This window comes from Sulfitobacter sp. 1A12157, from assembly GCF_043557345.1.
Lineage (GTDB): Bacteria > Pseudomonadota > Alphaproteobacteria > Rhodobacterales > Rhodobacteraceae > Sulfitobacter.
This window is the reverse complement of the sequence record NZ_JBIFFV010000008.1, coordinates 196,002-215,605: the sequence shown is the minus strand read 5'-3', so window position 1 is coordinate 215,605 and position 19,604 is coordinate 196,002. Positions and strand designations below refer to the sequence as shown.

Sequence of the window (19,604 nt, the reverse complement as noted above, 5' to 3'; positions counted from 1 at the left end):
AAGTGCCGTAGCGCCGATGGTACTGCGTCTTAAGACGTGGGAGAGTAGGTCATCGCCAAACCTAATAAGTTCCTAGACTACAGTATCTCTCTACGATGATCAGGATAACAGAACCGCCGCAGCTCATAGCTGCGGCGGTTTTGTGTTGAAGGGGGGGGGGGCGATCCCGCAGAACATGATGACGCCCGGTTACCGGAGCCTCCCTCTGGCATCCGCTTGACGCTGCCCGAAGCCCTGTCACAGTAGCGGCGGCAGTCGACGTTGGGAGGCGGGGCATGGATATCGAGACGCTCTTTGGCTTGGAGGGAAAGACCGCGTTGATCACCGGCGGGGCCACGGGCATCGGGCGGATGGCGGCCGAGGCTTTGGTGCGGGCCGGGGCGCGGGTCATGCTGGCCAGCCGGAACGGAGAGGCCTGCGCAGCGGTGGCGGCTGAGCTGAATGCGCTTGGCGCGCGGGGCAGCGCCGAGGGTTTTGCGGGCGATGTGGGGACGGAGGCTGGCGTGGATGCGCTCGTGGCCGCGGTTCAGGCGCGCAGCGATCGGCTGCATATATTGATGAACAATGCGGGCGTGACTTGGGGGGCGCCCTTGGGGCAGTTCCCTTTCCGGGCTTGGGACAGGGTCATGGGTGTGAATGTCGCCGGGCTCTTCGATCTTACGCAAAAGCTGCTGCCGCTTCTCAGCGCCGGGGCCACGGCGGATGATCCCGCGCGGGTCGTCAATGTCGGGTCGGTCATGGGCGAGCGCGAGATGGGCGACGGCGCCTATAGCTATGCCGCCTCCAAGGCGGCGGTCATTCACCTGAGCAAAATCCTCGCCAAGGAATTGGCCGGGGAGGGGATCACCGTGAACGCATTGGCGCCGGGGCCCTTCGTCTCGCGCATGACGGCATTCGCCACGGGCGATGAAAAGACGCGGGCCGCGGTGGGGCAGGATGTCCCGCTTGGCCGTGTTGGACGGGATGAAGATATCGCAGGTTGCATGCTGTTTCTCTGCGGACGCGGCGGCGCCTATGTCACCGGGGCCGTGATCCCGGTCAGCGGCGGCATCAATGTGATGTCGGGACCGAATATTTTTGAGAAGGCATTGTGATGCCAAACGATACACCCCGAACGGAGACCCCCTATGCGTGACGACAGCCATCTACCCCAAGCCCTGCGCGGTCTGCGCCTGCCGCTGGTCGCATCGCCGATGTTCATTCTATCGGGGCCGGAGCTTGTCATCGCGCAGTGCAAGGCGGGGATCGTCGGGTCTTTCCCGGCGCTGAATGCGCGGGAGGCGGAGGGCGAGCCGCCCTTGCTGGATGCTTGGCTGACCCAGATCACCGAAGCCTTGGACAAGCATAATCAAGAGAACCCCGACCGGCCCGCGGCCCCTTTCGCAGTGAACCAGATCGTGCATCGCTCAAACGCGCGGTTGGAGCGCGATCTGGAGATATGCGTCAAACATAAGGTGCCGATCTGGATCACCTCGCTTGGCGCGCGGGTTGAGGTGAACGAGGCCGCGCATTCCTGTGGCGGCGTGACGCTGCATGACGTCATCAATAACCGGTTTGCGCGCAAGGCGATCGAGAAGGGCGCGGATGGGCTGATTGCCGTGGCGGCGGGGGCCGGGGGCCATGCGGGGCCGCAATCACCCTTCGCGCTGATCCGCGAAATCCGTGAGTGGTTCGACGGGCCGCTTCTGCTTTCCGGTGCCTTGGCCACGGGCGAGGGGCTGTTGGCGGCCCGCGCCATGGGGGCCGATCTGGGCTACATGGGCTCGGCCTTCATCGCCACGCGAGAGGCGAATGCGGTGCCGGGCTACAAGGATATGATCGTCTCGGGCGCGGCGGATGACATCGTGACCTCGTCGCTCTTCACCGGGGTGTCGGGCAACTATCTGCGCCCGTCGATCGAGGCGGCGGGGCTGGACCCGGACAACCTGCCATCGGCGGATGCTTCTTCGATGAACTTTGGTTCGGGCTCGTCCAAGCCTAAGGCGTGGAAAGAAATTTGGGGCGCGGGGCAGGGGATTGGTGCCGTCAAAGAGATTGGTGGCGCGGGGGACTTGGTGGACCGTATCGAGGCGGAGTATCGCGCGGCTGGCACGAGGTTGGCAGCGGAGTTCGCACAGTGAGCATGGATACCCAAACCCTAGACGAAGACGCCGTTTGCCGCTGGTTGGAGGCGAACCTGCCGGGCTTTGCCGGGCCGTTGGAGGTCACGAAGTTTCAGGCGGGGCAATCCAACCCGACATTCCTGCTTTCGACCCCGGAACATGACTATGTGCTGCGTCGCAAACCGCCGGGGACACTGTTGAAATCCGCCCATGCGGTGGATCGGGAATATCGGGTGCAGCAGGCTTTGGCGGGCAGTCAGGTGCCGGTCGCGCGGATGCATCTGCTTTGCGAGGATGAGAGCGTCATCGGCTCAATGTTCTATGTCATGGACCATGTGCCGGGGCGCAACTTCAATGACCCCACACTGCCAGAGCTGACCCCGGCAGAGCGTGGCGCGGTCATGGATGAGATGAATGGCGTGCTGGCAGCGCTGCATGAGGTCGATATCGACGCGGTTGGCCTCTCCGACTACGGCCCGCCGGGCAACTATTTCGAGCGGCAGGTGGCGCGCTGGTCGAAGCAATACCGCGCATCAGAGACCGAGCCGCGGCCGGATATGGATGCGCTGATGCAGCGCCTCAGCGCGGAACTGCCCGAAGACGACGGGCAGCGCACATTGGTGCATGGCGATTACCGGATCGACAATATGATCTTCGACACCCATGGCACCGCCTGCCGTGCGGTCTTGGATTGGGAGTTGTCGACCATTGGCCATCCCTTTGCCGATCTTGCCGCTGTTATCATGCAGTGGCAGATGCCGGTAGGCGCCGAAGGGCGCGGTCTGGCCGGGGTGGACCGCAAGGCGCTTGGCCTGCCCAGCGATGCCGAATTCATCGCCGCCTATTGCCGCAGGCGCGGGCTGAAGGGCATCGACAACTTCGGCTATTACCTTGCCTTTTGCTTCTTCCGCATGGCCGCAATCATCCAAGGTGTGTTGAAACGCGCCTTGGAGGGCAATGCCTCGAACCCCGAATATGGATTGAGATTAGGGCAATATGTCCCGGTTTTTGCGCGCCATGGGCTGGAAGCGCTGGACCGCGACCGCTGAGCGGGCGGCGCGGCGTTTGGCGCTTGAGCTTTGCGGTGAAAACCTGTTGCTAGGGCCGGAACACCCCGGCCCGAAAGGATGACCCATGACCAATGCTGCGCGGCAATTGCTTGATCTGTTGGATATCGAACAGCTTGAGGTCGATCTGTTCCGGGGCACGGGTGCCGGGGGGGAGACCTCGATGCGTATCTTCGGCGGTCATGTCATCGCGCAGGCGCTGATGGCGGCTTACCGGACGGTGCCGGACCGGGCGTGTCATTCGCTTCATGCCTATTTCATCCGGCCCGGGGATCCGAAAATTCCAGTGATCTATCAGGTCGACCGCGCCCGCGATGGGGGCAGTTTCACGACCCGCCGGGTGGTGGCAATCCAGCATGGCAAGCAAATCCTGAACCTCTCTGCCTCGTTTCAGGTCGAAGAGGAGGGGTTCGATTGGCAGCATGAGATGCCGCAGGTCTCGGCCCCGGAAAACTGGCCGAACCGGCCCGAACTGCGCGAGGCTTTTGCCGAAAAATTGCCCGAGAAATACCGGGGAGACTTCCTGCGCGAGCGCCCCATCGAGATCCGCGAGGTCGAGCCGCGCGATTTCCTGACGCCGGAAAAGGTCAGCGACCGCAACTATCTGTGGTTTCGCATGGGGGCCGCCGAAGGGCAGAATCCGGTGATGCAGCACGCTCTGCTTGCCTATGCCTCGGACATGAACCTGCTCGGCTCCTCCCTGCGGCCCCATGGGCTGACGTGGTTTCAGGGCAAGGTGATGACGGCGAGCCTTGACCACGCCATGTGGTTTCACGCGCCGATCCGCTTTGACGAATGGCACCTCTATGCGCTCGATGCGCCGTTCACCGGCGGGGCGCGGGGGTTTAACCGTGGGATGATCTACAATCAAAACGGGCAATTGGTGGCCAGCGTGGCGCAGGAGGGGCTGCTGCGCCCGATCCGGCCCAAGGGTGAGAGCTAAGGGCCGCTAGCTGTCTTTTGCCGCCCCAAAGCGCCGGTTCAGCTTGCGCATCCCGCCGATCCAACGGTCATAATCCTGCGCCTTGCCTCGCATATAGTCGCGCACCTGCGGATGCGGCAGCACCAGAAAGACCTCATCGCGGATCGCTTGCACGCAGGCCTCGGCCACCGGTTCAGGCTCCAACATGCCATCAATCGCGGCGACATGATCCTCTAGCCCGCGCATCATCTCGGTCCGGACCGCCTGCGGGCAAAGCACGGAGACCTTGATCCCGTCGTCACCATAGCTCATCGCCAACCATTCGGCGAGGCCGACGGCGGCGTGTTTCGTTACCCCATAGGGCGCAGCGCCCACCTGATTGAGCAGCCCCGCCGCCGAGGCGGTGTTGAGCAGATAGCCACCCCCGCGCGCCCGCATCAGCGGCACCAGATGCCGTGCTGCGCGCACATGGCTCATCACGTTGATCTCCCAAATGCGTTGCCACTCGGCATCCGGCACCCCGACGCCGCCTTCGACCGAGATACCGGCGTTGGAGCAAAAAAGATCAATCGGCCCGATGTCACGCTCGACGCTGTCGATCAGCGCGGCGATCTCCGCCTCCCGCGCGACATCAACGGGGAAGGCCGTGCCGCCGACCTCAGCCGCTGTCGCCTCGGCCCCCGCGCTGTCGATGTCTACGCAGACGATATGCGCAGGCGCTTCCCTAGCAAAGCGTAGCGCCAAGGCCCGCCCGATGCCGCTGGCGGCCCCGGTGATGACGATGACGCGGCCCGCGAGCTCCATATCAGCTGTCGCTGCCAGAGCCGCGCGCGTTCGACGCCTGAAAGGCTTTCACCTCGGCCCGGGCGATCACCTGATGGTGCACCTCATCCGGTCCATCGGCAAAGCGCAGCGCGCGCTGCCATGTGTACATGCCCGAAAGCGGGCTCCACTGGCTCATCCCCGTGGCCCCATGCACCTGCATGGAGGCATCAATGATCTCGCAGGCCTTTTCCGGCACCAGCGCCTTGATCATGCTGACCCAGATGCGCGCCTCTTTATTGCCCAAGACATCCATCGCCTTGGCCGCTTTCAACACCATCAGGCGCATGGCTTCGATGTCGATCCGCGCGCGGCTGATCGTTTCCATGTTCTTGCCGAGGTCGATGATTTTCTTGCCAAAAGCCTCGCGCCCCAGCCCGCGTTCGATCATCAGGTCCAGCGCTTTTTCCGCCGCCCCGATAGAGCGCATGCAGTGGTGAATCCGCCCCGGTCCCAAGCGCACCTGACTGATCTCGAACCCACGGCCTTCGCCCCAGAGCACGTTTTCGCGCGGCACGCGCACATCGGTGAAGCGGATATGCATATGCCCATGCGGCGCGTCGTCATGGCCAAAGACATGCATCGGGCCGAGGATCTCCACCCCCGGCGTGTCCATCGGCACGAGGATCTGGCTCTGCTGGCGGAACGTCTCGGCCTCGGGCGAGGTTTTCACCATGACAATCATGATCTTGCAGCGCGGATCGCCCGCGCCCGAGATGTAGAATTTCTCGCCGTTGATCACCCAATCGTCGCCATCCAGCACAGCGCTTGTCGAGATATTGCGCGCATCCGAAGAGGCGACATCAGGCTCCGTCATGGCAAAGGCCGAGCGGATTTCGCCCGCCAGCAGCGGTTTCAGCCAGCGCTCTTTCTGCTCGGGCGTGCCGATGCGTTCCAGCACCTCCATATTGCCGGTATCCGGGGCAGAGCAGTTCAGGCTTTCGGGCGCCAGTGGGCTCTTGCCCAATTCGGCAGCGATATAGGCGTAATCGAGGTTCGCCAGCCCTTCACCGGTTTCGGCATTGGGCAGGAAGAAGTTCCACAGCCCAGCCTCTCGGGCCTTCTGTTTGGCGCCATCCAGCAGTTCCAACTGGCCGGGTGCATAAGACCAGCGGTCGGCGCGGCCTTCGCCAAGGCGAAAGAACTCTTCGGTGATCGGATCGACATTCTCACGGATGTGCTTGATGACCGCCGCCAGCAGCGGCTTGGCCTTCTCCGACATTTCGAGATTGTTCATATCCAAGGTCTGATCGATCATCCTATGCTCCCGGTGATGATGGTTCGCAGTGCCGCCCGGTTCCTCCACAGACGGCCCTTTGAGAGAAGCCTATGCAATCCCCGCGGCCTTGCCAATCGCGGGCAGGGGGCGGCAGGCTTGACGCCACGTCATTCGGCCGTTGAAACCCGCGCGCAGGCGCTTAAGTTCTGCCTATGACAGATGCATTGATCAAAGATGTTCTCACCCGCACCCGCCGCATCGCGGTGGTCGGTGTTTCCCCCAATCCCGCGCGGCCCAGCCACTATGTGGCTGAATACCTTGCGCAGAAAGGGTATGACGTGGTGCCGGTCAACCCGGTGCACGCGGGCAAGGAGGTCTTTGGCAAGACCATCGTCGCCACTCTGGTCGAAATAGACCCGCCGGTGCAAATGGTCGATATTTTCCGCCGGTCCGAGGACGTGCCCCCCGTCGTTGATGAGGCGTTAGAGGCCTTCCCCGAGCTTGAGACCATCTGGATGCAAATGGGCATCACCAATGCCGAAGCGGCGGCCAAGGCCGAAGCGCGCGGCGTGGATGTGATCCAAGACCGCTGCCCCAAAGTGGAAATCCCGCGCCTGCTCGGTTGATTATTTCCGCGCGGCCTTTTCGGCGATGCCGGAGGTCGATTGCCGCCGGGCCAACTCATCCAGCACATCGCTCAGCGGCACATCCCGCGCCGCCAGCATAACGAGCAGGTGGTAGAGCACATCCGCGGCTTCCGAGGTCAGTGCTTTGCGGTCATCCTTCACGGCCTCGATAATCGCCTCGATGGCCTCTTCGCCAAATTTCTCGGCGCATTTCTCTGGCCCTTTGGCCAGCAGTTGCGCGGTCCAACTGCTTGATGGATCAGCGCTTTTGCGGCTCAGAATGGTGGCGTAAAGGTCATCAAGCGTCATGAAAGCCTCATTGGAATGCCAGCGGCGGCCATATGTTGCTTGGCCTCCTGCACGGTATATTCGCCAAAGTGAAAGATTGAGGCTGCCAGCACCGCCGAGGCACCCCCTTCGATCACCCCATCGACAAGATGATCCAAATTGCCGACCCCACCGGAGGCGATCACCGGCACCGATACGGCATCGGAAATGGCGCGGGTCAGCGGCAGGTTGAACCCCTGTTTGGTGCCATCACGGTCCATCGAAGTTAGCAGAATTTCCCCCGCGCCCTTGGCGGCGACGGCGCGGGCGAATTCCACGGCGTCGATGCCCGTGGGCTTGCGCCCCCCATGGGTGAAAATCTCCCATTTGCCGGGGCTTACGGTCTTGGCGTCAATCGCGCAGACGATGCACTGGCTGCCGAAATGATCCGCCGCTTCGGCGATCACATCGGGGTTTGCCACAGCGGCGGAGTTGAAACTGACCTTGTCGGCCCCCGCCAGCAGCAAGGCGCGCACATCCGCCACGGTCCGCACGCCGCCGCCCACGGTCAGCGGGATATAGCAATGCTCAGCGGTGCGGGTGACCAGATCGAACATCGTGCCGCGGTTTTCATGGGTGGCGTGGATGTCGAGAAAACAAAGCTCATCCGCCCCCGCCGCATCATAGGCAATCGCGGCATCCACCGGATCGCCCGCATCGCGCAGGCCGACGAAGTTCACACCCTTCACCACGCGGCCATCGGCCACGTCGAGACAGGGGATGATGCGGGTCTTCAGCATGGCTCAGCCCTTCAACATCTTCATGGCGTCGGTCAGATCAATCGCGCCATCATAAAGCGCGCGCCCCGAGATCGCGCCCTCGATGACCCCGGTGTCCCGCAACGCGCTTAAGTCTTCGAGTGATGACACCCCGCCCGAGGCAATCACCGGGATCGAAACGGCCCGCGCCAGATCGGCTGTCGCCGACACATTCGGCCCGCCCATCGCACCATCGCGCATGATGTCGGTGTAGATGATCGCGGCCACGCCCGCGTCCTCAAAGGATTTCGCGAGGTCGGTGGCCATCACATCGGTCTCTGTGGCCCAACCCTTGGTCGCGACCTTGCCGTTCCGCGCGTCGATTCCTACCGCTACCTGCCCGGGAAAGGCGCGCGCCGCCTCGCGGACCAGTTCGGGGTTCTCAACCGCCACGGTGCCCAGAATGACCCGCGCCAGCCCCTTATCCAGCCAGCTCTCGATCGTTGCCATATCGCGAATGCCACCGCCCAATTGCGCAGGCACCTTGCAGGCTTTCAAAATCGCCTCCACCGGCGCGGCGTTCACCGGGGCCCCGGCAAAAGCGCCATTAAGGTCAACGAGATGAAGCCAATCACAGCCCGCTTCGACAAAGCTAAGCGCCTGTGCGGCAGGATCGTCGTTGAAGACGGTGGCGCGCTCCATGTCGCCATGTACAAGGCGCACGGCCTGACCGTCTTTTAGATCGATAGCGGGGTAAAGGATCATGGCCGGGCCCTTGTTAGAGAAGTCGCTTTCCTTTTGCACGTCGCCAGGGATTTTGCAACGCGACCCTAGGTCAGTCTTGCCCGATTGAAAGTTGTGGCTAACACTAATGCCAGATCGGGAGGAGAGATCATGAAACAGCTTATCGCAGCGGCCCTTCTGGGCCTTGGCCTGACCGGCGCCGCCCATGCCGCGGATCCGGCAGTCGGTACGTGGAAAACCCAAGTGGATGACGGCGCCTATGCCCATGTGAAAATGGCCCCCTGCGGCGGGGCAATCTGCGGCACCATCGCGCGCACCTTCAACGGCAGCGGCGAATATAAATCCCCGAATATCGGCAAAACGCTCGTCATCGACATGAAACCTGAAGGCGGCGGCAAATACGCCGGCAAGGTCTGGCGTCCGTCCAACGGCAAAATCTACATTGGGAAGATGAACGTCTCGGGCAACTCGCTGAAACTCTCGGGCTGCGTCGCGGGCGGGCTGATCTGCTCGAAACAGACTTGGGCGCGCATCAAGTAAGGTCCGCGCATCTTTGCCAAGGTTAGAAGGCGCGAGGCATGTCCATCGCGCCTTCTTTACGTTTTGCATAAGGACAGCGCAGCGCAGAGGTATTTGTAAAAGGATGAAGATGAAGAGAGTCTTTCTTCATCTTCATCCTTTCTTAAATACCTTCCGACGTTTCAACAGGTGCGGCGCGGGTTAAGGCGCCCAGGTCAGGAAGTTCGAGATCAGCCGCAGGCCGGTGGTTTGGCTTTTCTCTGGGTGAAACTGCATGCCCAGCATCGTATCGCGGCCGATGATCGCCGTGACCTCGCCGCCGTAGTCGACATGGGCCAGACGTTCTGCGGGGGTGGCGACGGCCATGTGATAGCTGTGCACGAAATAGGTGTGATCGCCGGTTTGCAACCCGTCGAAGACCGCGTGGTTGTGGTCAATCACGAGGTCGTTCCAGCCCATATGGGGGACTTTGAGCTTCGGGTCTTTCGGGGTGATTTGGGTCACCTCGCCGCCGATCCAGCCCAGCCCGGGGGTGTCTTGGTATTCGCGGCCCATGCTGGCCATCAGCTGCATGCCGACGCAGATGCCGAGGAAGGGGCGGCCCTTTTCCTCGACCGCCTCGACCATCGCGTCATAGAGGCCGCCAGCCCCTTTCAGGGCGGCCATACAGGCAGGGAAGGCGCCATCGCCCGGCAGGACCAGACGGTCGGCGCGGGCCACGACCTCGGCATCCGAGGTCACCGTGACCTCGCCTGCGTCATGCTCGCGGGCCATATGCTCGAAGGCTTTATGGGCGGAGTGCAGGTTGCCGGATTCGTAGTCGATAATTGCTGTCAGCATTGGTTTACAAGGCACCCTTGGTGGAGGGAATGGCGTCTGCTTTGCGGGGGTCGGTCTCGACCGCTTCGCGGAGGGCGCGGGCGACGGATTTGAAGGCCGCTTCGGCGATGTGGTGGCTGTTGAACCCGTGCAGCGCGTCGACATGCAGGGTGATGCCGCCGTGGGTGCTGAGCGCTTGGAAGAACTCGCGGACCAGTTCGGTGTCGAACTTGCCGATGCTGCTGGTGGGGAAATCCACGTTCCAGATCAGAAAGGGCCGCGCGGAGAGGTCGAGCGCGCAGCGGATCTGTGCGTCGTCCATCGCCAGCAGGCAGGAACCGTAGCGGCGGATGCCGCGTTTGTCGCCGAGCGCTTGGGTCAGTGCCTGGCCCAGCGTAATCCCGACGTCTTCGACAGTGTGGTGATCGTCGATGTGCAGATCGCCCTTGGCGCGCACCTTGATGTCGATCAGCGAATGGCGCGACAGTTGGTCGAGCATATGGTCAAAGAAGCCGACGCCGGTTTCATTGTCATAGCTGCCGGTGCCGTCGAGGTTGATCTCGACCGTGATGTCAGTTTCGGCAGTGGTGCGGGTCAGGGTGCTGCGGCGCATGGGGCATCTCCGAAGGCAATTGTTGCGCCCTTATAACAGGGCCTGCCGCCGCGCCAAGCCCAAGCGGTGAAACGCCTTTAGGCAGGGACAGCGCGATCGGGGATTGCGGGGGCAGGGCCCATATGTCAGCTTGAACCAAATCCCAGAAAGAGGCGCGACATGACCACCTGCGTATTCATCCAGATCCGCTGCCGACCGGGCACGACCTATCGTGTGGCCGAAGAGATCGCCCTGCGCGAAATCCATTCCGAACTTTATTCCACCTCCGGTGAATATGACCTTTTGATGAAGCTTTATATTCCCAAGGGCGAAGATGTGGGCGTCTATATCAATGACAATCTGTTGGACATCGAAGGCATCGAGCGGTCTTTGACCACGATGACCTTCAAGGTCTTTTGAGGTGGCGCGCCGGTTCGTTCTGACAGCAGCCGTCTGTTCCGTTTTGTCGATCTCTTCGCTCGTGGCCTCTTCTGGCGCGGCTGAGGCGGGCACGCGGGTCTATGAGGGGCGCGAAGCCGCGGCGCTGCGCTGCGCCAATACGCTGGCGCTGACGGCTGTGGCATTATCCGCGGCGGAGTTGATTGGCGAGGGGGAGAAGAATGTGATGCTGGGCGTGACCGTGCGCATTCTCGACCGGCATGTGGAGGGGACTTGGGCGCAGAAACGCGCCGCGATGGAGGTGATGCGCGACCGGCGCAGCGTGCCTGACACGCTTGAGGATTACCGCCGCATCGCTGAGCGCTGTTTGGTGCAATTCCCCATCAACTGAATGCGAAAACCCGCCCATGAGGCGGGTTTTTCTTGAAGTGATTGCTCTGCCTTCAATGGGCGGCAGAGACAGAGGGTTTCTCGGTTGGGGGGGTGTCGAGCTTGACCTTCTGCCGCATCGCCACGCGGCGGATGGCGCGGTCGAATGTCTTTCTGACCCGCTGAGTGCGGCTGGCATTGGGCTGGATCGGGCCACCGACGGAGAGCATCACCGTCATCGGGCTGTTGTCGTCATGGCGCAGGTCCATGCCGTCGAGCTCCCCTTGGATGAGCACCTCGATCTCGGGCCAAGCGGGCAGGCTGTCACCTGTCACGATGCACAGGAGCGTGCCGGATCCGTTATGGGTCATCAGCAGCTGTGGGCAATCGACCACGCGCGCAATGGCCTCGGCCGCAGCGGCGATGGCGCGGGCGAATTCGCCGGTGTTGCAGGTAGCGTAAAGCTCATCGATATGTTCGATCTTGGCCGCGAAGACCTGACAGATATCAAGGTGTTGGCGTGAAAGCTGCGACAGGTAATTGCCCAAAGAGAAGGGCAGCACCAATTGATCGACCCCATTGATATGCACCGGATCGGCCAGCGCGAAGTCGTGGACACCGGGCTCGCCCACGTTCTTCAAATGCTGCGGATCAAGGCGCGGGGCGCGTTGGGTGTTCTCCAGCATCCGCTCGGCGATATGCACGCGGGTTGCGATGTCTTTCACGTCGAAAGGCTTGGTCACATAGTCGTTGGCCCCGGCGGCGAAAGCGCTTTCGATCGCGGTCGCGTCGGCGCGCGAGGTCACCATCAGGATCGGCGTGTCTTGATAGGATTCCAGCGTACGAATGCGGCGGCATAGGGTGATGCCGTCCATCTCGGGCATCTCGATGTCCAAGAGCAGGCAGTCGAAATGTTCTTTGTCGGTTTCAAGCAGTTGCAGAGCGGCAGCGCCCGATGCGGCCAGTGTCAAATGCGGATAATCAGCTTCGCGGAAAACAACGGGCAACAATTCGCGGATAAATGGGTCATCGTCGACAGCAAGAATTTTCATTTTTGGCACCTCTTTCGTGGGGCAGACGGGCAGTCCGGGTGTCTTTATAATCTGTTCACATCTAGTCCTATAAACCCGGCGAAATTGTGACATTGCTGCATCAATAGCTTGTGCCGCCGTATGAATTATTAACCATATTTTGCAGCCCCGCGAAACCATTGAATTGACAGGCAGAGGGCGCCGCCGCCCCTTATTTTCCCGCATTGCGGGAGGCTATTGCGTGGAAACTGTGCAGGCTTTTGGGCGCGATTGAGCGTTTTTCCCTGCGAATTCTGGGCGGAATTTTGCGGATTCTTTGATCTGGCAGGGTGGCACCGCGCCTCGCCGCGAGAATGGCTAGCCGGGGGGCTTTCTCAGTGGTGGTGCGTATCGGCGCGTTGGCGGTTTGCCTGTTGCGCGCTCAACGACGGCGCGAGCTCGGGAAGGGGACCGGCTAGTCGCGCTTACCCCCCGTGATGTTTCGGCGGAATTCTTGTCGCTCCCGCCGGGAATGGTGGCGATGTATTCGGGATGTTTGCCCGGCCTCGGATTGCTTGAGGCCGGGCGGCGCGGCGACTTTTCGACGCTCTTACCCTAGATGCGCGGCCACCTCGGCCTGCACCTTTTCGGCTGCGGCCTCTTTCACCGGGCCGTAGCCGCGGATCTCCATCGGGGCGGAAAGCACCGCCAGCGCTGCGTCATGGGGCAGGGCGGGGGCCTTTGCCATGACCTCCTCGTACCAGCCGATCAGGGCGACCTCGAGCTTGCGGTCGGCGCCGTAACTGAAGGGGTCGGCCCACGTGCCGCGCAGGGGTTTCATCGCCGCCAGAAGGTCGAAGGCGCGGCCCATCCACGGGCCGAACTTGCGCTTGTTCGGACGTCTGCGGCCATCGGTGCCGGTGGGCCAAGCGGGCGGGGCGAGGTGGTAATGCACCTTGTAGTCGCCCTCGAAGGTATCGGCGATACGCTCTTCGAAACCGCTTTGCCGATGCAGGCGCGCGACCTCGTATTCGTCTTTGTAAGCCATCAGCTTGAACAGCGATTTCGCCGCCGCGCGCATGAGGTCGTCAGAGCCTTCCGGCAGTTCGCCTGCCAGCGCATCGAGCTTGCCCTTGTAGCGCTGGGCATAGGCGTCGTTCTGGTAGCCGGTGAGGAACTCCATGCGGCGGGCGATCAGGCCCTCGACTGTGTCGTCGGGCGCAGGGGCAGGGGCAAAATGTGCCTCGATCGCCTGCGGGTTGCCCGCCATGACCCGGCCAAATCCGAAGGCGGCGCGGTTCTTGTCGGGCACGACGCCGTTGAGTTCGATCGCCTGTTCGAGCGCGCTGAGCGAGACCGGCACCAGCCCCTTCTGCCACGCGAAACCCAGCATCATCACATTGGCAAAAACCGCGTCGCCCATCAGTTTCTCGGCCATGGCGTTGGCGTCAAAGGCCGAAAGGTTCTCGGCCCCCACCGCCTGCGCGATCACCGCCTCGCGGTCGTCGACGCGCAGGTCGGCGTCGCGGTTCAGCACCAGATCGCCAGTGGGCATCTCGGCGCGGTTCAGCACGATCCGCGTGCCGCGCCGGTAGTGGGCGGAAGCTTTCGGCGCGGAACTCACCACCATGTCGCAGCCGATCACCGCGTCGGCGCCGCCCTGATCGATGCGGACCTGATGCACCTCCTCGGGGCGTTTAGCGAGACGCACGTAGCCCAGCACGGTGCCGAACTTCTGCGCGAAGCCGGTGAAATCGAGCACGCTGGAGCCTAACCCTTCAAGATGCGCGGCCATAGTGATGAGCGCGCCCACGGTCACCACGCCGGTGCCGCCGACGCCGGTCACCAGCAGGTTGAAGGGCCGGTCGAGCTTGGGCAGGTCGGGCATCGGAAGCTGCGCCGAGAGCCCCGCCACGTCCAGCCCCGCGCCGGAACGTTTGCGGCGGCTGCCGCCCTCCACCGTCACGAAGGAGGGGCAGAAACCGTTAAGGCAGGAGTAATCTTTGTTGCAGGTCGACTGGTTGATTTGGCGCTTGGTGCCGAACTCGGTTTTCTTGGGCTCGACGCTGAGGCAGTTCGACTCGAGGCTGCAATCGCCGCAGCCCTCGCAGACCAGATCGTTGATCATCACGAATTTCTTCGGATCGTCCATCAGCCCGCGCTTGCGCTTGCGGCGCTTCTCGGTGGCGCAGGTCTGTTCGTAGATCAGCACGGTGACGCCCGGGATGTCGCGCAACTCGCGCTGCACGTGGTCCAGAGCGCTGCGGTGGTCGAAGGTGGTGCCGGCGGGGAAATCGCCCTTCTCCAGCAATTCGGGCCGGTCCGAGACCAGCGCGATCCGCTCCACACCCTCGGCACGGCAGGCCTGCGCGATGGCGGCGACGGAGACGGGGCCGTCCACCGGCTGGCCGCCGGTCATCGCCACCGCGTCGTTGTAGAGGATCTTGTAAGTGATATTGGTCTTCGCCGCGACCGCCTGCCGGATCGCCAGCGAGCCGGAGTGATACCACGTACCCTCGCCGAGGTTCTGGAAGACGTGTTTGCCGCCGTTGAACAGCGAGGTGGCGATCCACGGCACGCCCTCGCCGCCCATCTGGGCAAAACCGGCGGTCTCGCGGTCCATCCATGAGGCCATGACGTGGCAGCCGATGCCGGAGTTGGCTTTTGAGCCTTCGGGCAGCTTTGTGGAAGAGTTATGCGGGCAGCCCGAGCAGAAATAGGGGGTGCGGGTGGCGCCCTCGACGTTCAGCAGCACGGGCGGCTGGTCGGTCAGCATGCGGGCCTTTTCGAGCAGCTTTTCCTGCGGAAAGAAGGCATGCAGACGCGCGGCGATGATCGGCACCAGCTTCAGCGGCGAGAGCTCCCCGGTCCAGGGCACGAGCTCCTCGAGGTTCTCGTCGTGCTTGCCGACCATCCGCGCGGGTTTCGAGCCGGGCCAGTCGTAGAAGGCTTCCTTGAACTGGCTCTCGATGATCCCGCGTTTCTCTTCGATCACAAGCACTTCGCGCTTGCCCTTCACGAAGTCGAGCGCGTCGTCCAGCGCCAGCGGCCAGACCATGCCGATCTTGTAGATGTCGATGCCAAGGCGGCGGCAGGCGGCCTCGTCGAGGCCCAGAAGCCGCAGCGCCTCCATCGTGTCGAGATGGCCCTTACCGGTGGTGACGATGCCGAAGGAGGCGTCCTGCGTCTCGTAGATATGCCGGTCGATCGGATTGGCGCGCATGAAGGCCTGCACCGCGTCGAGCTTGTGATGCAGCCGCGTCTCGATCTCCGGGGAGGGCAGGTCACCCAGCCGCACATGCAGCCCGCCCGGAGGGGCGGTGTAGTCGGGTTGCTTGAAGACCCGGTCGGTGGTCAGATCGACCGAGGCGCCGCTCTCCACGGTTTCGGAGATCGCCTTGAAGCCGACCCATGTGCCCGAGAAACGCGACAGCGCGATACCGTATTCGCCAAACGCCTGATATTCCGCCACCGAAGCCGGGTTCAGCGTCGGCATGAACCACGACATGAAGCCCACGTCGGACTGGTGCGGCATCGACGACGAAACACAGCCATGGTCGTCGCCTGCCACCACCAGCACGCCGCCCTTGGGCGCGGAGCCATAGGCGTTGCCGTGTTTCAGCGCGTCGCCCGACCGGTCCACCCCCGGGCCTTTGCCGTACCACATGGAAAAGACCCCCTCGACCTCGGCCTGCGGGTCGAGATGGGCCTGCTGCGCGCCCAAAACCGCTGTGGCGCCAAGGTCTTCGTTCACCGCGGGCAGGAACTTCACCCCCGCCTTGGCCACCCTGTCCTTGATGCGCCAGTATTCCAGATCGAGCCCGCCCAAGGGCGAGCCGCGGTAGCCCGAGACGAAACCGGCGGTGTTCAACCCCGCCGCGCGATCACGCCGGGCCTGATCCAGCATAATGCGCACCAAAGCCTGCGTCCCGGTCAGAAAGACGCGGCCTTCGGTCTGATCATAGCGGTCATCAAGTTTATAAGTGGTAAATTCGCGCGGTTGTTCTGTCATGGGGGTCTCCTCATTGGGGAGTATACCGCAAGACGCGCGAATTTTTGCACCAGTTTTGCTGGTAGCCACAGGTAAAGGTGGGTAAATTATCCGAAATGCACCCGCAGAGTGAAAGATTTACCCGATGAGTGAACTGGATGCGACGGACCGGCAGCTTGTATTCCTGCTTCAGCAGGATTCGCGCCTGCCCAACGCACAACTGGCCGAAAAGCTGAACATTTCCGCTTCCGCCTGCTGGCGACGTGTCAAGGCGCTAGAGCAGGCCGGGGTGATCAAACGCTATGCCGCCGTGGTCGACCCCAAGGCGATGGGGCTGGGGTTCGAGGCGATGGTCCATGTGCATCTGACCCGGCATGACGCCTCGGCCCTCGCCAGTTTCATCCGCGCGATCCAAAGCCGGACGGAGGTGACGGAATGTTTCGCCACCACGGGCCAAGCGGATTATCACCTGCGCGTGCTGTGCCGCGATATCGACGCCTATAACGCCTTTTTGGAGAGCTTTCTGTTCCTGCATCCGGCGGTGAATTCGGCCACGACGAATGTGATCCTGCGGCAAATCAAATCCGACGCGCCGATCACCGGGTGAGGCGATCAGGGCGGCGTTTTCTGCGTTGGACATTTGCCGCATGCGTGCTTCATAAAGCAGCAGAGATCACACCCGAAGGAGAGACCCATGATGAGAACCCGTGCCGCCGTTGCCGTGGAAGCCGGCAAACCGCTTGAAATCATGGAGGTGAACCTCGAAGGGCCGAAACGCGGCGAGGTCTTGGTCGAGATCAAGGCGACCGGCCTGTGCCATACCGATGAGTTCACCCGCTCGGGCGACGATCCCGAAGGCATCTTTCCCGCCATCCTCGGCCATGAAGGCGCGGGTGTCGTGCTGGAAGTGGGCGAGGGCGTCACCACGCTGGAGCCGGGCGATCACGTTATCCCGCTTTATACGCCAGAGTGCCGCGAATGCGAATATTGCCTCAGCGGCAAGACCAACCTGTGTCAGGCGATCCGCGTGACCCAAGGCCAAGGCAAGCTGCCCGATGGCACGACGCGGTTCTCGATGCTGGATGGCACGCCGATCCACCACTACATGGGCTGTTCGACATTTGCCAACCACACCGTGGTGCCCGAGATCGCGCTGGCGAAAGTGCGAAAAGACGCGCCTTTTGACAAGATTTGCTATATCGGCTGTGGCGTCACCACGGGCATCGGGGCGGTGATCAATACCGCCAAGGTCGAATTGGGTGCGCGCTGCGTGGTCTTTGGGCTGGGCGGCATCGGTCTGAACGTCATTCAGGGCCTGCGCATGGCCGGGGCGGATCAGATCGTCGGCGTTGACCTTAACGACGACAAGGAAGAGGCCGCGCGTTACTTCGGCATGACCGATTTCGTGAACCCCTCGAAAGTTGACGGCGATCTGGTCGCGCATCTGGTCGAGTTGACCAAGGGCGGCGCGGATTACTCTTTTGACGCCACCGGCAACACCAAAGTCATGCGCGACGCGTTGGAATGCGCCCATAAGGGCTGGGGCGAGAGCATCATCATCGGCGTGGCACCCGCGGGGGCCGAGATCTCCACCCGGCCGTTCCAACTGGTCACCGGCCGGGTCTGGCGCGGCACCGCCTTTGGCGGGGCCAAGGGGCGGACGGATGTGCCCAAGATCGTCGATTGGTACATGAACGGCAAGATCGAGATCGACCCGATGATCACCCACAAACTGACCTTGGATCAGATCAACGAAGGTTTCGATCTGATGCACAAGGGTGAATCGATCCGGGCGGTCGTCGAATTTTAAGCGCTTGGCTGGAGGGCCGCGCGCTCTCCAGCCTAGACCTCTGCCGCGAGGGAGAGGAACAGGTCGACATCCATATAGGTCTCGACATGATCGGCCAGCGCGTCCAGCGCCTCTTCGACGCCGGTTTCAAAATCCAGCGAAGAGGTAACGCCGAAACCGCCAAGATAGGCGCGGCGGAAGGCATCCGAGCTGAAAATCCCATGCATATAGCAGCCCTGCACCCGGCCCGAGCGAGAGGCCGCGCCCTCGGGCGTGCCGTCGAAGCGGAGCCACGCGCGGGCGCAATCAGGGCCGGTGGTCTCTCCGATATGGATCTCGTAGCCGGTGAGGGTGGTGCCGCTCGCCGGGTGCTGGCCGCTCTTCTCGGACAGATGTTTGAGCGGGGCCATCGTGGTTTCCACATCCAGATGACCCAGCCCCGCCACCCGCGCCGCCGGGCCTTCGATCCCCTGCGGATCGGTGATGGTCTTGCCCAGCATCTGATAGCCGCCACAAAGGCCAAGCACATGGCCGCCGCGCCGGATATGGGCGGCAAGGTCGATGTCCCACCCCTCGGCCCGGAAGGCTTCGAGGTCGGAGATCGTGGACTTACTGCCGACCATGAGCACCAGATCGGCCTCGGCGGGCAGGGGGCTGCCGGGCATGACCATCCGCAGGTCGACGCCCGGCTCTGCGGCCAGCGGGTCGAGGTCATCGAAATTGGCGATCCGGGGCAGGCGCGGCACGGCGATAACGCAGCCCGACCCGCCTGAACGGGCGCGGGCGGGCAGGTCCATCACGTCTTCGGCGGGCAGGCGGTGGGCCGCGTCGAACCACGGGATCACCCCAAGGCTCGGCCAGCCGGTGCGGGCGGCGATGTCATCGCGCCCCGCGTCAAAGAGGCTGCGGTCACCGCGGAATTTGTTCACCGCAAAGCCGCGGATCAGCGCGTTATCTTCGGGGGAGAGCACGGCCTGCGTGCCGACGATCTGCGCGATCACCCCGCCGCGGTCGATATCGCCCATCAGCACCACCGACACGCCGGCGGCGCGGGCAAAGCCCATATTGGCAATGTCGCCCGCCCGCAGGTTCGTCTCAGCCGGGGAGCCCGCGCCCTCGATCACGATCAGATCGCAGCTGTCGGCCAAACGGCGAAAGGATTGCAGGATCGCGGGCATCAGGCTGGCTTTGTTGCGGCCAAACTCCCGCGCCTCTTGCTGTCCCGCGATTTTGCCTTGCACCACCACCTGCGCGCCGGTGGCGCTCTGGGGTTTTAGCAGCACCGGGTTCATGTCCGTATGCGGGGCCACGCCCGCCGCACGGGCCTGCAACGCCTGCGCGCGGCCAATCTCGCCCCCGTCTTCGGTGACGGCGGCGTTGTTGGACATGTTCTGCGGTTTGAATGGGCGCACCCGCAGGCCACGCCGGGCGCAGGCGCGGATCAATCCGGCGACGATCATCGACTTGCCGACATTGCTGCCGGTGCCTTGGATCATGATGGCTTTGGTCATGTCTGCTCGCCCTTGGTTTCACGCAAATTGGCGCAAATCCGGGGCAGGGGAAAGCCCATCGCCGAGGGGCAGGCACAA

20 protein-coding genes are annotated in these 19,604 nt (G+C 62.9%); 10 read left to right on the top strand and 10 right to left on the bottom strand.

Annotated features, from left to right (window positions below):
* Positions 1–275 precede the first annotated feature (275 nt).
* From ACGYLC_RS14645 to ACGYLC_RS14630, 4 genes are all read left to right on the top strand, one after another.
* A complete protein-coding gene (locus tag ACGYLC_RS14645) occupies positions 276–1,094 on the top strand; it encodes an SDR family oxidoreductase (RefSeq protein WP_394423517.1) in 819 nt (272 codons plus the stop codon).
* 33 nt (positions 1,095–1,127) lie between these two features.
* A complete protein-coding gene (locus ACGYLC_RS14640) occupies positions 1,128–2,120 on the top strand; it encodes an NAD(P)H-dependent flavin oxidoreductase (protein WP_394423515.1) in 993 nt (330 codons plus the stop codon).
* Positions 2,117–3,151, top strand: a complete 1,035-nt coding sequence (locus ACGYLC_RS14635) for a phosphotransferase family protein (RefSeq protein WP_394423514.1) — start codon at positions 2,117–2,119, stop codon at positions 3,149–3,151. The genes ACGYLC_RS14640 and ACGYLC_RS14635 overlap by 4 nt, the downstream gene beginning before the upstream one ends.
* An 85-nt stretch (positions 3,152–3,236) precedes the next feature.
* Positions 3,237–4,112, top strand: coding sequence for an acyl-CoA thioesterase (locus ACGYLC_RS14630; RefSeq protein WP_394423512.1), 876 nt, complete (start codon positions 3,237–3,239; stop codon positions 4,110–4,112).
* A 6-nt stretch (positions 4,113–4,118) separates the two neighbouring features.
* On the opposite strand, the gene ACGYLC_RS14625 is transcribed toward ACGYLC_RS14630, so the two are convergent.
* Positions 4,119–4,895, bottom strand: a complete 777-nt coding sequence (locus ACGYLC_RS14625; RefSeq protein WP_394423511.1) for an SDR family oxidoreductase — start codon at positions 4,893–4,895, stop codon at positions 4,119–4,121.
* Between the two features lies 1 nt (position 4,896).
* Positions 4,897–6,171 carry an acyl-CoA dehydrogenase family protein gene (locus ACGYLC_RS14620; protein WP_394402383.1) on the bottom strand — a complete coding sequence of 425 codons (1,275 nt, stop codon included), beginning with the start codon at positions 6,169–6,171 and terminating at the stop codon, positions 4,897–4,899.
* A gap of 173 nt (positions 6,172–6,344) precedes the next feature.
* On the opposite strand from ACGYLC_RS14620, the gene ACGYLC_RS14615 reads away from it, so the two are divergent.
* Positions 6,345–6,758, top strand: a complete 414-nt coding sequence (locus tag ACGYLC_RS14615; RefSeq protein ID WP_394423509.1) for a CoA-binding protein — start codon at positions 6,345–6,347, stop codon at positions 6,756–6,758.
* Here the strand turns inward: ACGYLC_RS14615 and ACGYLC_RS14610 are convergent, their stop codons facing one another.
* The 3 genes from ACGYLC_RS14610 to hisA are packed head-to-tail and all read right to left on the bottom strand — an operon-like array spanning position 6,759 to position 8,548.
* Entirely contained in the window at positions 6,759–7,067 is a 309-nt protein-coding gene (locus ACGYLC_RS14610; RefSeq protein WP_322329355.1) for a phosphoribosyl-ATP diphosphatase, read from the bottom strand. It lies immediately after the preceding gene.
* Entirely contained in the window at positions 7,064–7,825 is a 762-nt protein-coding gene (gene hisF / locus ACGYLC_RS14605; RefSeq protein ID WP_394423507.1) for an imidazole glycerol phosphate synthase subunit HisF, read from the bottom strand. The genes ACGYLC_RS14610 and hisF overlap by 4 nt, the downstream gene beginning before the upstream one ends.
* Before the next feature lie 3 nt (positions 7,826–7,828).
* A complete protein-coding gene (hisA, locus tag ACGYLC_RS14600) occupies positions 7,829–8,548 on the bottom strand; it encodes a 1-(5-phosphoribosyl)-5-[(5-phosphoribosylamino)methylideneamino]imidazole-4-carboxamide isomerase (RefSeq protein WP_394423506.1) in 720 nt (239 codons plus the stop codon).
* A 129-nt stretch (positions 8,549–8,677) separates the two neighbouring features.
* Between hisA and ACGYLC_RS14595 the strand changes: the two genes are divergently transcribed.
* The gene (locus tag ACGYLC_RS14595; protein WP_394402373.1) at positions 8,678–9,067 is read left to right on the top strand and encodes a DUF2147 domain-containing protein; all 390 of its coding nucleotides are present in this window, start codon (positions 8,678–8,680) and stop codon (positions 9,065–9,067) included.
* A 180-nt stretch (positions 9,068–9,247) separates the two neighbouring features.
* Here the strand turns inward: ACGYLC_RS14595 and hisH are convergent, their stop codons facing one another.
* Both hisH and hisB read right to left on the bottom strand, forming a co-directional pair.
* Complete coding sequence (hisH, locus tag ACGYLC_RS14590; protein WP_394423504.1) at positions 9,248–9,886, bottom strand: imidazole glycerol phosphate synthase subunit HisH; 639 nt, start codon at positions 9,884–9,886, stop codon at positions 9,248–9,250.
* A 4-nt stretch (positions 9,887–9,890) separates the two neighbouring features.
* On the bottom strand, positions 9,891–10,478 hold the full coding sequence (gene hisB / locus ACGYLC_RS14585; RefSeq protein ID WP_067265185.1) for an imidazoleglycerol-phosphate dehydratase HisB: 588 nt from the start codon (positions 10,476–10,478) through the stop codon (positions 9,891–9,893).
* Between the two features lie 159 nt (positions 10,479–10,637).
* On the opposite strand from hisB, the gene ACGYLC_RS14580 reads away from it, so the two are divergent.
* Both ACGYLC_RS14580 and ACGYLC_RS14575 read left to right on the top strand, forming a co-directional pair.
* The gene (locus tag ACGYLC_RS14580; protein ID WP_007120503.1) at positions 10,638–10,877 is read left to right on the top strand and encodes an Lrp/AsnC family transcriptional regulator; all 240 of its coding nucleotides are present in this window, start codon (positions 10,638–10,640) and stop codon (positions 10,875–10,877) included.
* A 1-nt stretch (position 10,878) separates the two neighbouring features.
* Positions 10,879–11,247 (top strand): hypothetical protein, encoded by a 369-nt coding sequence (locus tag ACGYLC_RS14575; RefSeq protein ID WP_394423502.1) that lies wholly within the window; start codon positions 10,879–10,881, stop codon positions 11,245–11,247.
* A 52-nt stretch (positions 11,248–11,299) separates the two neighbouring features.
* Here ACGYLC_RS14575 and ACGYLC_RS14570 read toward each other — a convergent pair whose 3' ends face one another.
* Positions 11,300–12,277: a PleD family two-component system response regulator gene (locus ACGYLC_RS14570; RefSeq protein ID WP_394423500.1), complete on the bottom strand. Its 978-nt coding sequence runs from the start codon at positions 12,275–12,277 to the stop codon at positions 11,300–11,302.
* 568 nt (positions 12,278–12,845) lie between these two features.
* Entirely contained in the window at positions 12,846–16,247 is a 3,402-nt protein-coding gene (locus ACGYLC_RS14565; protein WP_394423498.1) for an indolepyruvate ferredoxin oxidoreductase family protein, read from the bottom strand.
* A 124-nt stretch (positions 16,248–16,371) separates the two neighbouring features.
* Between ACGYLC_RS14565 and ACGYLC_RS14560 the strand changes: the two genes are divergently transcribed.
* Positions 16,372–16,833, top strand: coding sequence for an Lrp/AsnC family transcriptional regulator (locus ACGYLC_RS14560; protein WP_394402360.1), 462 nt, complete (start codon positions 16,372–16,374; stop codon positions 16,831–16,833).
* 90 nt (positions 16,834–16,923) lie between these two features.
* Positions 16,924–18,036 (top strand): S-(hydroxymethyl)glutathione dehydrogenase/class III alcohol dehydrogenase, encoded by a 1,113-nt coding sequence (locus ACGYLC_RS14555; RefSeq protein WP_394402405.1) that lies wholly within the window; start codon positions 16,924–16,926, stop codon positions 18,034–18,036.
* Between the two features lie 32 nt (positions 18,037–18,068).
* Here ACGYLC_RS14555 and ACGYLC_RS14550 read toward each other — a convergent pair whose 3' ends face one another.
* Positions 18,069–19,526 (bottom strand): cobyric acid synthase, encoded by a 1,458-nt coding sequence (locus ACGYLC_RS14550; protein WP_394423496.1) that lies wholly within the window; start codon positions 19,524–19,526, stop codon positions 18,069–18,071.
* Positions 19,527–19,604: the final 78 nt, after the last annotated feature.

Excerpts from the sequence above, each read along its gene's own strand:
- hisF (WP_394423507.1), bottom strand. The coding sequence starts at position 7,825 with ATGCTGAAGACCCGCATCATCCCCTGTCTCGACGTGGCCGATGGCCGC.
- ACGYLC_RS14625 (WP_394423511.1), bottom strand. The coding sequence starts at position 4,895 with ATGGAGCTCGCGGGCCGCGTCATCGTCATCACCGGGGCCGCCAGCGGC.
- ACGYLC_RS14560 (WP_394402360.1), top strand. The coding sequence starts at position 16,372 with ATGAGTGAACTGGATGCGACGGACCGGCAGCTTGTATTCCTGCTTCAG.
- ACGYLC_RS14580 (WP_007120503.1), top strand. The coding sequence starts at position 10,638 with ATGACCACCTGCGTATTCATCCAGATCCGCTGCCGACCGGGCACGACC.
- ACGYLC_RS14570 (WP_394423500.1), bottom strand. The coding sequence starts at position 12,277 with ATGAAAATTCTTGCTGTCGACGATGACCCATTTATCCGCGAATTGTTG.
- ACGYLC_RS14555 (WP_394402405.1), top strand. The coding sequence starts at position 16,924 with ATGAGAACCCGTGCCGCCGTTGCCGTGGAAGCCGGCAAACCGCTTGAA.
- ACGYLC_RS14620 (WP_394402383.1), bottom strand. The coding sequence starts at position 6,171 with ATGATCGATCAGACCTTGGATATGAACAATCTCGAAATGTCGGAGAAG.
- hisA (WP_394423506.1), bottom strand. The coding sequence starts at position 8,548 with ATGATCCTTTACCCCGCTATCGATCTAAAAGACGGTCAGGCCGTGCGC.
- ACGYLC_RS14595 (WP_394402373.1), top strand. The coding sequence starts at position 8,678 with ATGAAACAGCTTATCGCAGCGGCCCTTCTGGGCCTTGGCCTGACCGGC.
- ACGYLC_RS14645 (WP_394423517.1), top strand. The coding sequence starts at position 276 with ATGGATATCGAGACGCTCTTTGGCTTGGAGGGAAAGACCGCGTTGATC.
- ACGYLC_RS14615 (WP_394423509.1), top strand. The coding sequence starts at position 6,345 with ATGACAGATGCATTGATCAAAGATGTTCTCACCCGCACCCGCCGCATC.
- ACGYLC_RS14630 (WP_394423512.1), top strand. The coding sequence starts at position 3,237 with ATGACCAATGCTGCGCGGCAATTGCTTGATCTGTTGGATATCGAACAG.
- ACGYLC_RS14550 (WP_394423496.1), bottom strand. The coding sequence starts at position 19,526 with ATGACCAAAGCCATCATGATCCAAGGCACCGGCAGCAATGTCGGCAAG.
- ACGYLC_RS14610 (WP_322329355.1), bottom strand. The coding sequence starts at position 7,067 with ATGACGCTTGATGACCTTTACGCCACCATTCTGAGCCGCAAAAGCGCT.
- hisH (WP_394423504.1), bottom strand. The coding sequence starts at position 9,886 with ATGCTGACAGCAATTATCGACTACGAATCCGGCAACCTGCACTCCGCC.
- ACGYLC_RS14565 (WP_394423498.1), bottom strand. The coding sequence starts at position 16,247 with ATGACAGAACAACCGCGCGAATTTACCACTTATAAACTTGATGACCGC.
- ACGYLC_RS14640 (WP_394423515.1), top strand. The coding sequence starts at position 1,128 with ATGCGTGACGACAGCCATCTACCCCAAGCCCTGCGCGGTCTGCGCCTG.
- hisB (WP_067265185.1), bottom strand. The coding sequence starts at position 10,478 with ATGCGCCGCAGCACCCTGACCCGCACCACTGCCGAAACTGACATCACG.